Source organism: Marinomonas gallaica, assembly GCF_049821165.1.
Taxonomy (GTDB): Bacteria; Pseudomonadota; Gammaproteobacteria; order Pseudomonadales; family Marinomonadaceae; genus Marinomonas; species Marinomonas gallaica.
In genome coordinates this window covers 3,601,909-3,614,869 of the sequence record NZ_CP187511.1, presented here as the reverse complement: position 1 = coordinate 3,614,869, position 12,961 = coordinate 3,601,909, and the positions used below count along the sequence as shown (strand labels likewise).

At 45.1% G+C, this 12,961-nt stretch carries 15 protein-coding genes; 10 read left to right on the top strand and 5 right to left on the bottom strand.

The features are described from left to right. Nucleotides 1-19: 19 nt before the first annotated feature. The 7 genes from ACPUEK_RS17125 to ACPUEK_RS17095 all read left to right on the top strand — a co-directional run bounded on the left by ACPUEK_RS17125 (nt 20) and on the right by ACPUEK_RS17095 (nt 4,439). The gene (locus ACPUEK_RS17125; protein ID WP_425641577.1) at nt 20-472 is read left to right on the top strand and encodes a phosphate-starvation-inducible PsiE family protein; all 453 of its coding nucleotides are present in this window, start codon (nt 20-22) and stop codon (nt 470-472) included. Nucleotides 473-530: 58 nt separating this feature from the next. Further along, on the top strand, nt 531-1,070 hold the full coding sequence (locus tag ACPUEK_RS17120) for an NADPH-dependent FMN reductase (protein WP_425641576.1): 540 nt from the start codon (nt 531-533) through the stop codon (nt 1,068-1,070). Nucleotides 1,071-1,210: 140 nt separating this feature from the next. Continuing rightward, nucleotides 1,211-1,780 (top strand): DJ-1/PfpI family protein, encoded by a 570-nt coding sequence (locus ACPUEK_RS17115; RefSeq protein WP_273491978.1) that lies wholly within the window; start codon nt 1,211-1,213, stop codon nt 1,778-1,780. Nucleotides 1,781-2,138: 358 nt separating this feature from the next. Further along, complete coding sequence (locus ACPUEK_RS17110) at nt 2,139-2,567, top strand: MAPEG family protein (RefSeq protein ID WP_067031864.1); 429 nt, start codon at nt 2,139-2,141, stop codon at nt 2,565-2,567. 177 nt (nt 2,568-2,744) lie between these two features. Then, nucleotides 2,745-3,104, top strand: a complete 360-nt coding sequence (locus tag ACPUEK_RS17105; RefSeq protein WP_067216380.1) for a ribbon-helix-helix domain-containing protein — start codon at nt 2,745-2,747, stop codon at nt 3,102-3,104. A 59-nt stretch (nt 3,105-3,163) separates the two neighbouring features. Next, nucleotides 3,164-3,619 (top strand): pyridoxamine 5'-phosphate oxidase family protein, encoded by a 456-nt coding sequence (locus tag ACPUEK_RS17100; RefSeq protein WP_425641575.1) that lies wholly within the window; start codon nt 3,164-3,166, stop codon nt 3,617-3,619. A gap of 145 nt (nt 3,620-3,764) precedes the next feature. Beyond that, on the top strand, nt 3,765-4,439 hold the full coding sequence (locus tag ACPUEK_RS17095; RefSeq protein WP_197467764.1) for an acyltransferase: 675 nt from the start codon (nt 3,765-3,767) through the stop codon (nt 4,437-4,439). Nucleotides 4,440-4,467: 28 nt separating this feature from the next. Here the strand turns inward: ACPUEK_RS17095 and ACPUEK_RS17090 are convergent, their stop codons facing one another. Further along, entirely contained in the window at nt 4,468-5,373 is a 906-nt protein-coding gene (locus ACPUEK_RS17090; protein ID WP_425641573.1) for a LysR family transcriptional regulator, read from the bottom strand. Nucleotides 5,374-5,505: 132 nt separating this feature from the next. Between ACPUEK_RS17090 and ACPUEK_RS17085 the strand changes: the two genes are divergently transcribed. Both ACPUEK_RS17085 and fghA read left to right on the top strand, forming a co-directional pair. Next, nucleotides 5,506-6,624 carry an S-(hydroxymethyl)glutathione dehydrogenase/class III alcohol dehydrogenase gene (locus ACPUEK_RS17085; RefSeq protein ID WP_425643040.1) on the top strand — a complete coding sequence of 373 codons (1,119 nt, stop codon included), beginning with the start codon at nt 5,506-5,508 and terminating at the stop codon, nt 6,622-6,624. A 64-nt stretch (nt 6,625-6,688) separates the two neighbouring features. Then, nucleotides 6,689-7,522 (top strand): S-formylglutathione hydrolase, encoded by an 834-nt coding sequence (fghA, locus tag ACPUEK_RS17080; RefSeq protein WP_067216371.1) that lies wholly within the window; start codon nt 6,689-6,691, stop codon nt 7,520-7,522. A gap of 92 nt (nt 7,523-7,614) precedes the next feature. Here fghA and ACPUEK_RS17075 read toward each other — a convergent pair whose 3' ends face one another. Then, complete coding sequence (locus ACPUEK_RS17075) at nt 7,615-9,237, bottom strand: methyl-accepting chemotaxis protein (protein ID WP_067216367.1); 1,623 nt, start codon at nt 9,235-9,237, stop codon at nt 7,615-7,617. A gap of 161 nt (nt 9,238-9,398) precedes the next feature. Here ACPUEK_RS17075 and ACPUEK_RS17070 point away from each other — a divergent pair, with 161 nt between their 5' ends. Continuing rightward, nucleotides 9,399-10,232 carry an SDR family NAD(P)-dependent oxidoreductase gene (locus tag ACPUEK_RS17070; RefSeq protein ID WP_067031853.1) on the top strand — a complete coding sequence of 278 codons (834 nt, stop codon included), beginning with the start codon at nt 9,399-9,401 and terminating at the stop codon, nt 10,230-10,232. Here the strand turns inward: ACPUEK_RS17070 and ACPUEK_RS17065 are convergent. The 3 genes from ACPUEK_RS17065 to ACPUEK_RS17055 form a co-directional block, all read right to left on the bottom strand. Continuing rightward, on the bottom strand, nt 10,229-11,242 hold the full coding sequence (locus ACPUEK_RS17065) for an alpha/beta hydrolase (RefSeq protein WP_425641570.1): 1,014 nt from the start codon (nt 11,240-11,242) through the stop codon (nt 10,229-10,231). The genes ACPUEK_RS17070 and ACPUEK_RS17065 overlap by 4 nt on opposite strands. Before the next feature lie 6 nt (nt 11,243-11,248). Then, a complete protein-coding gene (locus ACPUEK_RS17060; protein ID WP_067031847.1) occupies nt 11,249-11,536 on the bottom strand; it encodes an HlyU family transcriptional regulator in 288 nt (95 codons plus the stop codon). A 79-nt stretch (nt 11,537-11,615) separates the two neighbouring features. Next, complete coding sequence (locus ACPUEK_RS17055) at nt 11,616-12,806, bottom strand: MFS transporter (protein ID WP_067216361.1); 1,191 nt, start codon at nt 12,804-12,806, stop codon at nt 11,616-11,618. Nucleotides 12,807-12,961 lie beyond the last annotated feature (155 nt).

Below are 12,961 nucleotides of genomic sequence, written 5' to 3'. Positions count from 1 at the left end.
AAATACGAGGTTCTACTAAATGAGTGACAATATGGATAAGGCCGTTTCTTTGGTTCATAAAGCTAAAAAGTGGATGACATTTATTGTCCTTATACTAATGACCTTAATTGTTGCTCTGGCAATAGTAGAGCTGGGTATAATTCTATTTTTAGACATATTCGATCCTACAGACGATGTTCTTTTCTTGGAAATAGACGAGCTGTTTCAGATCTTTGGCTTTTTCTTCATTATTCTCATTGGGTTTGAGCTGGTCGAGACAGTGGAAATGTATTTCAAAGATAACGTTATACATGCCGAGGTAGTATTGCTGGTTGCTGTGATTGCGGTTGCTCGTAAAGTGATTTTACTTGATTTAGACAAGTATGAGCCTTTAGCTATTATTGGGTTAGGAGTTATCATTTTTAGCCTAGGCGGTTGTTACTGGCTGATAAAACACAGTTATCGAGCCAAACTCAATAAAGATGGCGCCTAGTTTTGATCGTACCCTTTGAATATAGTGCGCTCTTATAAGCCTTCCGAAAGAGATGCCAATGAAACTGCTCGCCATTTCTGGTAGTGCCCGTGAAGCCTCAACTAATACCGCTTTGCTAAATGCGATCAAAGGGCGTGTACCATTGGGGGCGGAGTTGTCTGTGTTTTACCAACTCAACACGCTGCCCGTTTTTTCGCCTGACTTTGAAGGCGAAAAAACGCCGCAGGTGGTGCATGAGTTTATCGATCAGGTAGCGCTGGCGGATGGCATTATCATTTCTAGCCCTGAATACATACGATCAATTCCCGGTGGTTTGAAAAATGCGATTGATTGGATGGTGTCGCGCTATGAAGTGGTGGGTAAGCCTATCGCATTAGTACATGCCTCCCACAGAGGCGATGACATGCTGGCTTCTCTAAGGCTGGTATTGGGGACTGTCAGTGAACATTTTCAAGAAGATAATTTTCTGCGTATTCCTTTGATTGGCAAAACACCGGAGGAGGTGGAGGCATTTATTCAAACCTTTAACTATGAGTCAGATATTTCAAAATTTCTAGCTGATTTCATGGCGCGTATTGAAGAGATTAAACAAAAATAGTCAGTACCCTATACTATATTCCCTCGTTCTTATTCCATGCCTCTCGAGTTCATTGATCATGTAGCAACCGGTTAATACCTCTTGCGCTCTTGAGGCTGTTACAACTGAAACCTGTTTACAACAAGGTAAGAGGAAGCATCATGTCGAATAAGAAAATCTTAATGATCACGGGTGATTTCACGGAAGACTACGAAACGATGGTGCCATTTCAGGCGCTGATCAGCGTCGGCCATACTGTTGATGCTGTATGTCCAGATAAAAAAGCTGGGGATACGGTGGCGACGGCGATCCATGATTTTGAAGGGGACCAAACCTACACCGAAAAGCCTGGACATCGTTTCGCCTTGAATGCGAGCTTTAGCGAGGTCAACGTTGAAGACTACGATGCTTTGGTCATTCCTGGTGGTCGTGCTCCTGAGTATCTACGGTTAAATAAAGAGGTGATTGCGATGGTGCAGCATTTCTTTACGGCCAATAAGCCTGTGGCGGCGATTTGTCATGGCGCGCAGTTGTTGGCAGCAGCGGATGTGTTAGAAGGACGAAAGTGTTCAGCGTACCCAGCGTGTCAGCCCGAAGTAGAACTGGCAAAAGGAACCTATGCGTCGATTGAGGTTGATCAAGCGGTTACCGATGGCAACCTCGTCACGGCACCAGCATGGCCTGCACACCCTGCGTGGCTGGCTCAATTTTATACGCTACTGAATAACTAACCATCATAAATAAGGTGCGTCGCGTAATGGCGCACCTTATGTTTTATTCATAGCTTCTGAATAGATACATTAGTTCTTTTCTCATCGTAACAAACAGCGCTTTTGTTAGCGTCTTAATCTCAATTCCTTTGCTTTATATCGCGCACTTTCCCCATGCTGTTGGTTCCAAGAATGAATTGGATCACTGTCAAATGTGGAGAGGTGGGTTAAGTATATTTTGTCTTATGTGCCTATTTTAATGCATTGTTCAACAACCGTGAAAAGCCAGTGTGTCTTATACCCAAGGTGGTGCATAGAAACATTAGGTATGTCAGTTTAATAACCTATTATCAGTCATTAATAAAAGGTGAGGCACAGTATGGAACTGGCGACGTTATATGGAACAGCGTTTTGGGGAATCTTTGTTATCCTACTAACTTGGATGGTGCAGTGGTTTATAGCTGCTGGAAGTAAAGGTAAAAAAGCGGATGCGGTGCCTGGTAAAATCGATGAATCCCTAGGACATAAATCGTTTACGTTTCGTGCCCATCGTACTTTTATGAATTCGCTTGAAAACGTCCCGGCGATGTTGGGTGTGATCTTTCTGGCGATACTCGTAGGGGCGGATGCTTTTTGGGTGATGATCTGTATTTGGAGTTTTGCAGTGGCGCGTATTCTTCATATGCTGATGTATTACGCTGTAGCGACCAATGAAAATCCAAGCCCTCGTTCGTACTTTTTCTTGATGGGATTGTTGTCGAACATCGCACTGTTAGTTTTGTGTGCGATCACCATGATTAATTCATAAAAGTTGACTGTATTCCAGTGATCGAGTGCGCTTGAGGTATATGTTGTATGATTAAGGCGCGTCAGCCTAATGACGCGCCTTTTTTGCTTTATTGGCGGTCTTTAATTAGCTGGCGTTGTGTTTGGTGGATACTGGTTCTATATTAATTAGTCCTATTACGCTAGTAAGGACGACAGCATGTGCCAACTCTTTATCAATGCCGATCCTGGTTTATGGCAGAACATAACGCGCTCTCTTCGCATTGATGGCATGGTAACCAGTATCCGTTTGGAAAATATCTTTTGGTTTACTTTGGAAGAAATTGCCCAACGTGACCAGCTTTCTTTATCGCAACTGATTGTGAAGTTAAATCACGAAGCATTGGACGCGGGCCATGATTTGGAAAACTTCACTTCGTTTCTGCGTGTCTGTGCAATGCGTTATTTGCATTTACAGACGATAGGAATGTTACCGCATGCGTCCGATATCTCATTGGCATCGCTTAATAGTGAACGCATTTTAGAGCAGGAGAAGCATTACTTTGAAACGCTTCCCTAGCAGCGATGACTTGAGCGATCTAATGCCGCTACCTCATTTAACGGATATCTGGAGTGCCTATGAAGCTTCTCGATTTTGCTGAAAAAAGTGTGTTGTGTTGGCTTGCGACTGTATCGGCGGATGCTGCGCCCAATGTGTCACCTAAGGAAATTTTCACCTTTATTGATGAAAACTTGGTATTGATTGCAAACATTGCCTCACCAGAGAGTGAACGTAACATTCAGGTAAATCCAAAGGTTTGTGTGTCCTTTATCGATATCTTCGAACAGCGCGGGTTCAAAGTAAAAGGCACAGCTCAGGTGGTGAAAACAGAAGACAGAGATTGGTCAGAGTATTTGGCAGCGCTGAAGGTATTAGCCGGTGAAAGTTACCCAATCAAAAATATTTTTGCTGTGACCGTAGAGTCTTCGTCTAAAATTATGGCCCCAAGCTACGGGTTATTTCCTGATACCACCACACCAGAAAGCCAAGTCGAGGGTGCTTTAGACACCTATAAAGTGCAGCGTAAAGTCTGAGTCGGTTCATTCACCTGAGCGTTATCGAATAAGGCATTTATCAATAGACGGAGTATGTTCGCAGAATTATCATAGCGCTTTAGATAATTACCTCTTATAAAAGCAGCGGTGTCTGCTCTTATTCGCCTCATTCATGGACTGCACAATGAAAGCGCTCTCGAAACTTTATAATTACATTCGCTGTATCCCCAAAACACTTCTATTTAACTTTTCTTACTTACCGTTTAAGCAGGCCATTAAGCTTCCTGTGATTGTTAGTCATAGAACACAGTTTTTAAATAGGAAGGGCTGCATTGTCGTTCCCAAAAACGCTAAAACTGGAAAGATTAAATTAGGGTTTGGGCAGGTTCAGGTGGCCGATGCGTCTTATTCAAGATTCATCTGGAGTTTAGAGAAAAATGGCTCGGTCACGTTTGGGCATAATGTCAGAATTGGTACAGGCTCTAAGTTATTTGTGTCTGGTGCATTAAGCATTGGTAAAAATGTCAATTTTAGTGGTGAAACGAGTATCACGTGTCAAAAGCAGATCGACATATCGGAAGGGTGCTTGGTGTCATGGCGAACGTTGTTTATGGACACCGATTTTCATGCAATTACTAACAATGATGGTGTTTGCTTAAACCCAGATAAGCCTATTTTCATTGGCAAATCGGTATGGGTGTGTGCTAATTCTACGATTTTGAAAGGTGTATCTATCGGTGCTCATTCAATAGTGTCTGCCTCAGCCAATGTGGTGTCTTCATTTGAAGGTAATAATATCATTGGAGGCAACCCTGCGAAGGTGATTGGCTCAATGGAAAACAAAACGTTTTGTATGTGATCCATTGCAATCTCAATGACGCTTGATGCTAGGGTCTTTTGCTCCAGCTGCCGAAGATGTCTTCTTGGTCAAAGCGGTGGATTAAATAATCACATATAGATTTCAGCTTTGGTGATGGTAATTGAGTTCTTGGGTAGACCAGCCAAACGCCTGTATAGGGGTACTGATACTGTGCTAGCAGTGAGACTAATTTGCCGGATGCTAAATCATCTTTCACGTAATAATCCGGCAGTTGGGCGATCCCTAGCCCGCGACGTATGGCGTCGAGTAAAGCGGGACCGGAGTTACTGCGCCAATGGCTGGATACTTTGATTTCTTTACGTTGTCCATTTTGACTGAATACCCAATGGGTTTTCGACCCCATTAAACAGCTGTGTTTGTTGAGTTCTGCCAAGGTGTGTGGCATACCGTTCTGATCCACGTATTGCCGTGAAGCGCAGAGATATTCTGCTCGGTCACACAAGCGTCTTGATAATAAGCTAGAGTCTCTTAATGCGCCCATTCTGATCGCCAAATCGTAGCCTTCTTCAATTAAATCCACTTCGCGGTTGGTCAGGTGTAGATCAAGATCAACTTGTGGGTTTTGCAGCAGAAAGTCATTCAGCAATGGCGCTAAGTAGCGCTCGCCAAAAGTCGTTGCACAGGTGATACGAAGCGTCCCCATGGGGGCTTGGTTTAGGGCACTTACAGCTTCTTCGGCGGCAGCGAGTGTATTCGGTAGATCTCGACAATGTTGGTAAAAGCGCTCGCCAGCTTCGCTAAGTCGAATGCTACGTGTGGTACGAAACAGCAGTGTGGTGTTTAGGCGTTGTTCAAGGTGTGTGATCAATCGACTTACGTGTGAGGCGGAGACATTCAGCCGATTAGCGGCTTTTGAGAAGCTGCCTTGGTGGACAACTTCAACAAAGGCTTCCATTGCTTCCCATTGTTTCATAAGTGGTAAATCCTGATTGTTGCTGTATGACAATAATGATTTGTTAAAATAAGTATTATCGCAATAGTTTTTTAGGATTACACTACTTGTACATGTTTCACTAACTATTAAGTTAAGACGGAGTTCACAATGTTGAAATGTAAAGCGGCCGTAGCTTGGGGTCCAGGTCAACCTCTTAAAATTGAAGAAGTTGATGTTCAAGACCCGCAGGCGGGTGAAGTACTTGTTCGCATGGTAGCAACAGGTGTGTGTCACACTGACGCATTCACACTTTCTGGTGAAGACCCAGAGGGTATCTTCCCAGCAATCCTAGGCCATGAAGGTGCAGGTGTTGTTGAAGCGGTTGGTGAAGGCGTAACGTCTCTTAAAGTTGGCGATCACGTTATCCCACTTTACACGGCTGAGTGTGGCGAGTGTAAATTCTGTAAATCAGGTAAAACAAACCTTTGTCAGGCTGTTCGCGCGACACAAGGTAAAGGCCTAATGCCTGACGGTACAAGCCGTTTCAGCATTAATGGCGAGCCGATTTTCCATTACATGGGTTGTTCTACCTTCTCTGAGTACAGCGTTGTACCAGAAATTTCGTTGGCGAAAGTTAACTCTGAAGCCGCTATGGACAAAATTTGTCTATTAGGCTGTGGCGTTACAACGGGTATTGGTGCGGTTCTGAACACTGCCAAGGTTGAAGAGGGCGCGACGGTTGCTGTCTTCGGTCTAGGCGGTATCGGTCTGTCTTGTATCCAAGGTGCTCGTCTAGCTGGCGCGGCTCGTATCATCGCGATCGACCTAAACGAATCTAAATTCGAAATGGCTGAGCAATTCGGTGCGACTGATTTCATCAACCCATCTAAATTCGACAAGCCTATTCAAGAAGTGATTGTTGAATTGACGGACGGCGGTGTGGACTACTCTTTCGAGTGTATCGGTAACGTCAACGTTATGCGTGCAGCACTTGAGTGTTGTCACAAAGGTTGGGGCGAGTCGATCATCATTGGTGTCGCTGGCGCAGGTCAAGAAATCTCAACGCGTCCATTCCAGCTAGTGACTGGTCGAGTATGGCGTGGTTCTGCATTCGGTGGCGTTAAAGGTCGTACTGAATTGCCAGGTTACGTAGAAGACTACATGAGCGGTAAGATTGAAATCGACCCATTCGTAACGCACAAGATGAAGCTTGAAGATATTAACGAAGCGTTCCATCTTATGCATGAAGGTGAAAGTATCCGTACTGTCATCGAATTTGATACAAAATAAGAGTGATTTGTCACAAAAAGCCCATCTAGATGATGGGCTTTTTTACTGATACAAAGAGGGATATATGGAACTTTTATCAAGTACAAAAGTAAGTGGTGGCTGGTTAAAACGCTACCGTCACGAAAGCTTGTCCGTAAAAGGCGACATGGTATTCGCAATCTTCTTACCGCCTCAGGCGGAGAGCGCGAGTGTTCCAGTAATGTACTGGTTGTCTGGTCTAACATGTACCGACGAGAACTTTTCGCAAAAAGCAGGTGGTTTCAAGAAAGCCGCTGAGCTTGGCTTAGCGATTGTGATGCCGGATACCAGCCCACGTGGTACGGATTACCCTGGCGAGCACGAAAGCTACGATTTCGGCTCCGGTGCTGGCTTTTATGTGAACGCAACGGTTGCACCTTATGCCAACACTTACCACATGTATGACTACGTGGTAAAAGAACTACCAACATTGGTGGAAGAACACTTCCCAGTGACGGATAGGCGTTCTATCTCGGGTCACTCTATGGGGGGGCACGGTGCGCTGATTTGTGCGCTTAAGAACCCAGGCCGTTACCAGTCTGTGTCGGCGTTTGCACCGATCACCAACCCAACGCAGTGCCCTTGGGGCGAGAAAGCGTTCACAGGTTACCTAGGTGACGATCGTGAAGCGTGGAAAGCATGGGATACCTGTGAGTTGATCGCGACGGCCACTGAGCGTTTACCATTATTGGTGGACCAAGGTGAAGCGGATAACTTCTTAGAAGAGCAGCTGAAACCTGAAGCGTTAGAACAAGCGTGTGAAAAAGCGGGTCATGAATTGACGTTACGCCGTCAGTCTGGCTACGATCACAGCTATTTCTTTATCTCTAGCTTTGTAGATGACCATCTGGTTCATCATGCAAAAGCATTGGGTCTATAAACCTAATTACGCTTTTGCATAGAGAGACAAAAAAGGCGAACTACTGAGTAGCTCGCCTTTTTAATGCTTGGTGTTTTAACGCTGAAACAATACTAGTTAAAACGGAACTGGCTGATTTGAATACGTAGCGATTCTGCCATTTTAGTCACCAGTTGCGAGCCTTGCGCCACTTCATCGGCTTCTTGAAGTACGCGTTCTGATACTTCTCGAATCCCCATTAGGTTGCTGTTTATTTCCTCGGCGACATGCCCTTGTTGTTCAGCAGCGGAGGCTATTTGTACGCTGCGATCAGACACGTCATCGACTTGCATTAACATCTTTTCAAGATTCTGTGCGGCATTACGCATACGTTCTGCGCCCAATTCTGCTTGTTGCGTGCTGGATGCCATTGAGCTTGAGGCTTCAGAAGATTGCTGTTGTAGCTTTTCAATGATTTGACGAATCTCGACGGTTGAGCTTTGGGTACGGCTGGCAAGAGTACGTACCTCGTCGGCGACGACGGCAAAGCCTCGACCTTGTTCACCTGCACGGGCTGCTTCGATGGCCGCATTTAAGGCCAGTAAGTTTGTTTGCTCAGAAATATCACCGATCACACCTAAGACCGATTCAATATCTTTTGTCTGTGACAATAACTCAATGATGACAGAGTTGGCGCCTTCAACATGATGTGTCAGCGTTTGAATGTTGTGATTGGTTTCATTCAAATCGGTGCTAGAGCTGCGCGTGGTGTCTTGTACGACTTGTGTGGCTTGTGCTGTATCTTTGGCGTTGTTCGCCACATCACGAATAGAGTAAGACATCTCATTCATAGCCGTGGCCAATTTTTCCACTTCATTAAATTGGTTATCCATGCCACGCTTGGTGTTGCTTGTGTTGCCTTGCATTTGAACAGAGACTGCTTGCAGCTCGTCAATCGCCTGTGCCACGCTACCTAAAGTTTTTGCTAACGAGCTAGACATTTGATTAGCTGAATCCGCAAGAATGCCAAGCTCATCTTTACGGTTGAGCTCTAAGTGGTGAGTCATATCGCCACTTGCCACAATTTGTAGGTGGGCTGTGACGGCTTTTAATGGTCGAACAATGCTACGCACTAGAAAGCAGCTCATTGTCAATGCGACCAGAACCATAAGGGTTTCAACAATGACTGAGACTAAGGTGTTGTCCCAAAAAGCCTGCTGAACATCCGTTAAAAAGACGCCTGAACCGACAATCCAGTCCCAATCTTTAAGGCCTTTTACATACGAAACTTTGTCTTCTGGCTCATCTACTTGAGGGCCTTTGTAAGTGTATTCCACAAAGCCTTCACCGTTTTGTTTTACGGTTGAGACCATGGCTTGCCAGTGATATTTGCCACCTGCGTCGGTTTTATTTTTGACATTACTGCCATTAAGTTGAGGTTTGAGTGGGTGCATTAACAGTGTGTGCTGATAGTCGTTTACCCAAAAATAACCGCCATTTCCATAACGCAGCGCAGCAACTGCTTGCAGAGCTTGCTCTTTGGCCTGTTGTTCACCGATGATAGGCGCTTGAGCATGATAGAACTCGATCAATGAGTAGGCGTTGTCTACCTGCTCTTTAACTTGTAACTTACGTGCCTCAAGCGCACTTTGATATTGGCTTGAGTAAGCTTGAAACTCAAAAATAACCAATAAACCTACTAATAATGCAATTAGGCCCCATAATTTACGACTGACTTTGATATCGGCAATCCGCATGATTTCCTCCTGAAAATTTAATAAGCAGAGGTTATGGTTTTTTAGAGGTGGGGGTGCTGATATAGATCATTAGTTGGATATAATTGAAACTAATAGATTACGTTTTTAGCTTATAGAAGACATGGCTTTCATATTTTTCAAAAAACCGATTAGGGATTCCTATGCGTTACTCTATTTTGATCACCGGATGCAGCAGTGGCATCGGCTTAGAAGCCGCCTTGATGCTGCAAAAAAACAACTTTTTAGTGGTAGCGAGCTGCCGCAAAGCCGCTGATGTTGATGCGCTGCGTCGCCAAGGCATTAAACATGTTGTGCAGCTGGATTTGGCGGACTCTAAATCCATTGAGCAAGGGTTAAAACAAACCCTAGAGATTACTGGTGGGGCTTTGTACGCGCTGTTTAATAACGGTGCTTATGGACAGCCTGGGGCAGTGGAAGATTTGCCAGTAGACGTATTACGCCAACAGTTTGAGGTGAATGTCTTCGGTACGCACGATCTGACGACACGTGTTGTGAAAGTGATGCTTCAGCAAGGCTATGGCCGTATTGTGCAAAACAGTTCAGTACTTGGTTTGGTTGCGGCACCGTTTCGGGGTTCTTACAATGCGAGCAAGTTCGCATTAGAGGGACTTACAGACACCATGCGCATGGAGTTAAGCGATACGCCGATTAAAGTGTCAACCATTGAGCCTGGTCCGATTGTCAGTCGCTTTAGAGACAATGCTTTAATTGCGTTGCAATCTAACATTGATGTGGAAAACAGCCGACATCAAAAAGGCTATCAGCAAGCCATTACTCGTTTAAGCAAGGTTGGCCCAGCGGCAAGTGGCACATTACCTGCGAGCGCGGTCGTTAAGAAACTATTGCATGCATTGGAATCACCTAATCCTAAGCCGCGTTACTATGTGACTTGGCCAACGTACGCAGCTGGTTTGATGCGTCGTGTGCTACCAACGTGTTTGTTGGACCGTATCATGAAATCGAATGGTAATTAGCCGTTGGCTGTATTTGGTAGCGAGCTGATGACGTTATGACCCAGTAGCCATTGATCGATGGCGGTTAAATAGCGCTGACGTATGGGCTTCGGTGATAAAAACAAATCATGGTAGCCGCCTTCTATGGCAACTGCTGTAAGCTGAGAAAAAGCGTTCTTCGCTGCTAGGTTCATACTGTCCACATCTAAAACACCGTCCCCTAGTTTGACTTCTTCAATATCCAATGCATGGCGTGTTGTAGTTTTTGAATGGCACATCAAGGTTGGTAGTGCAATCGGATGCTTCTGCAAAGCACGTTGGGTCAGAATCACTTGTTTAAGCCAGTGAAAGGAAAGAGGGAACCCGTGCGCAGGTTTCCAATCTAGGCGGTAGCTCCACTCGCCACCAAACTCTTGGTGTAAGGTTTGAGCGTATAAACTGATTTTATGGGCTCGTAATGAATGGTATGGCAGCAGGGACACCGCCAGCCAGATAGGCCAACTTACGTGTTTTATGATGTTGGGTGAAAAGGGCAGAGCTAAAAAGGGGCTGTTTAACATCAGCCCGGTAATACGTGGTTTGTTGTTTGTGTCTTGTTCGGATGCTTGCTGAGTCGATACATAACTCGACGCGATCAATCCCCCTGTCGAATGCGCTAGTAGAGTCACTTCAGTAACGCCGAGTTTATACATCTCAGTCAGCGCGATGTGAATGTCATCGTGGTATTGAGACAGGCTTTCGCACCAATTAGGTACACTATTCGGACGAATAGAACGACCGTAACCTTGTAAGTCGAGTGCAAAAAAACGCAACCCTAACTGTTCGAAGTGATGTGCCAGTTGGTCTTGAAAGAAATAATCCGTATAGCCATGCAAGTATAAAATTGCTTTATGGCTTGGCGCGGGAGTGACGTATTCAATAACGGTGGTCACAACGGCCGACACGGCACCGTCAAAGCGATAGGTGTGAGCCACAAATGGGTTACCGAGAATATCAGGTTTGCTATGTAGGTGCTGCCAAGAGTCAATCATAACAATCTAAAAAATTTGATCGCCTAATTGATCGATGGTGAGCTTTGCTTTTCGAATGGTGAGTTCAACGCATTCATCAAGGCTAGCGACTAGATCAGAACGAATAAACGTATGAACTTTTTGGTCTTCGAATTCGCCTTTAGTAATTGTCGCGCAAACTCGGTATTGGCCTTGATCTGGCTGAGGGGTTGGAATAATGATGAAACCATTGTGTTCAACAGGGTCAAACGTACGCACATTTGAGGTGGTTCCATCACCAGAAAACATTTGAGTAATTTTAGAAAGAAAGCCCATGACAATAAAAGCCCTTGGTAATTAGGATAACCTTCATTGTCATGGATTTTGGCTTAGAGTCAAATAAAGCCGTAAAAGATTAGCTTTGTGGCGTAATATTAGGCGTTATGATAACTGCGCGTTTACGGCTCGACATAAGCGTAAACATAGCGACTAAGATCGCTGGGATCATCAGCAAATTTAGGATCTCCCAACCAAAAAGCGAGTGCCAGTAACCGGATAACAAGCTGGCGGCCGCGGCACTTGAGAACACGATCAAATCGTTAACACCTTGAACACGGGCTTTATCAGCTGGCCTATAGGTTTTTGTTAGTAATGCAGTTGCCCCTATGAACGTGAAGTTCCAGCCAATGCCGAGCAATACTAGAGCAATGAAGAAGTGCCAATAGCTCACACCAAATTGATTTAAGAAGACGCAGCCGAGTAACATTAAGCAGCCAATTTGGATGACGCTGTAGGTGCCAATGCGCATGATCAGCCGACCGGTAAAGAAAGAAGGTAAGAACATCCCCAGTACATGCCATTGAATAATGTGTGCGGTGTTACCAAAATCAAAGCCGCATGCCTGCATTGCCAAAGGGGTAGCGGTCATAATTAACACCATCACAGCATAGCCAATAGAACCGGCCACGATTGCACTCATTAAATCTGACTGTTTGAGGAGTTCACGATAAGGGCGTGGTGTGCCATTTAGCTCTTGTGCTGTGGGCGCGCGCATCGGTAATACTGCAATCAACACCGTATTAAAGATGTACAGCACGATTAAAGCCGCAAACGCCCCTAAATATTGAGTTTCGGGTGCCCAGTGCTCAAACCAGATCGCCATATTAGGCCCCAGTACCGCGGCGATAACGCCAGCCCCCATAATCATGCTGATGGCAAGAGGCGCTTTTTCTTTCGGTACATTTTCAGTGGCGGCAAAACGGTATTGCTGACCAATACCAATCGCCATGCCCAGTAAAAAAGTCGCGCCACAGAATAGCTCAAATAAGCCATGTTTTACGGCGTAAAAGGCGAGGAAAGCACCGCCAACACCGATGAGGTTACCCGCAAGAAAACCTTTTTTACGGCCTAGCCAGCCCATTAAAAGAGCGGCTGGAAGTGTGACTCCCATAAGACCTAAAAATTGAAGTGCAACAGGTAATGTTGCCAATGCAAAACTCGGCGCTAAACTTTGACCGATGAGTGCGGTCACAGATACAAGAAGTATGTTGCCTGTTATCAACAAAGCTTGTCCGAGAGACAGTCCCCAAACCGTTATATTACGCATGCTAAATCCTTTATCTAGCTGTCATAGTATGTAACGCCGCAATAACGATCGGGCAGCTACGTCAACATATTAGTCGAGCAACTTGAACATTTATTGCATGATTATAGTAATTGTATGAGTTAAGTTCAATTTGATTCGCGTAGAATGGAAAATAT